Raw genomic sequence first — 1,568 nt, 5'->3', positions numbered from 1 at the left:
TCAACCAGTTCAGGTTCTGCGCCGCCTGGCTCATCGGGCTCACACTAACGCTCCTACTGGTATCTGGGGCCGGAGCCCCGATCGGTCCGGCCGGCCGAGGAATTGGCCTGGCGCCCCTGCTGAATTCCCCGGCGGAGATTGGTCAGCCGGCCCCGGACGGCGTCCGGTGCGCGGGAGACCTGCGGGCCCGTCGGGGCGGCCTGCTGCTGCGACTGCTGGGCGGCGCCCGCCACCAGATTGGCGCGCGGGACCCGGCGGGGCAGTCCCGAGGTGGTGACCCCGCCGGCGCTCGGCTGGCGCAGCTGTCCTGCCTGACGCCCCAGTTCGTCGTTGGGGGACGGCCGCCAGACGGGCGTGGGGCCCTGAGGTGCGGCGGCGGCCGGGGTGCCGGTGTGCGGGAACTCCTCGCGCGGGCCCGCGCCGTAGCCGTCGCCGGCCCGGTCGCCGCCCGTCGCGGCGGTCGCGGAGTCGGTACGGCCGGGGCGGGGGCCGCGGAGCGGGAGTCCCGGGCCCGCACCGGTGTCCGTACCGGTCGCGGGTTGCTGCCCGGTGGGGGCGGGCGGCTCCATCCGCCGGGTCCCGAACCAGGTGGACTCCATCTCCTCGAAGATCGGGGTGCGTTCCGAGGAGAGCGAGCCACCGGCGGGCAGCGGATCGGTGAAGGCGGCCGGCTGCTGCGGCTGGTGCCGCTCGGGGAGGGCAGACGGCTGCTGCTGGCCGAGGACCGGGAACTCGCCGGTCTCGGACGGGTACGGCTCGGGTTCGGGCGCCTGGCCGAGGGCGGGGAACTCGCCGGTGTCGGCCGGGTAGCCGCCGCGGCCCCCTCCGGCGTTCTGTCCCATGGCGGGGAACTCCCCCGTGTCGGCGGGGTAGCCGCCGGGGTTCTGCGCGGGGGCCGGGCCGCGGCCGCGGTCCTGCCCGAGGGCCGGGAACTCACCGGTCTCGGTGTACCCGGTGGGGCCCTGCCGGTCCGCGGCGGGCCGGCCGGTGCCGAAGTCCTGGCCGCCCACCGCCGGGAACTCGGCCGTGTCGCCCGGGTAGCCGGGGCGGTCGCCGCCGGGACGGCCCGGGTCGCCGCCCTGCGCCGCGGGCGAGCGGAACTCGCCGGTGGCGCCGGTGCCGCCGAAGGCGTCGAACTGCTGAGGGGAGCGGCCGGCGGGGTGGGCCGGACGCGGGGCGGGGCCGCTGGCCCCGGTGAAGCCGGGGCGGGCGTACTCGCCGGTGTCCGGCTCCTCGTGCCCGCGCGGTCCCTCACCCTGGTCGCCCACGACGGGTATTCGGCCGCTGTCCTCGACGCGGCTGGCCCAGCTGGGACGGCCGGAACGGTCGGCGCCGCCCTCGGCGGGCGAGCCGGGGCCGCCGGTCAGCGGGGCGCGGCCGGCGTCGGAGCCGGTGGGGGCCGCCGGGGAGCCGGGGCCGCCCGCGGTGGCGGGGAAGGAGGCGTTGCCCGGGCGCGAGGGCAGCGCGGGGCGGTCGGGGCCGCCGGCCACCTGACCGCGCGAGGCGGACGGCCCCTTGCCCAGGTTGGCCAGTCCGCGCCCGCGGGCGCCGGGGCCACCGGGTGGCTG

Annotated in this window: 1 pseudogene; it reads right to left on the bottom strand. The window is 79.4% G+C overall.

The window, feature by feature from the left end:
- Nucleotides 1-53 precede the first annotated feature (53 nt).
- A pseudogene (locus ACFV5N_RS27715) lies at nt 54-1,568 on the bottom strand (histidine kinase); the annotation flags it as partial.

Source organism: Streptomyces sp. NPDC059853 (genome assembly GCF_042731495.1).
Taxonomy (GTDB): domain Bacteria; phylum Actinomycetota; class Actinomycetes; order Streptomycetales; family Streptomycetaceae; genus Streptomyces.
Note: the sequence above shows the minus strand (reverse complement) of the source record. Positions and strands in the feature narration are given on the sequence as shown.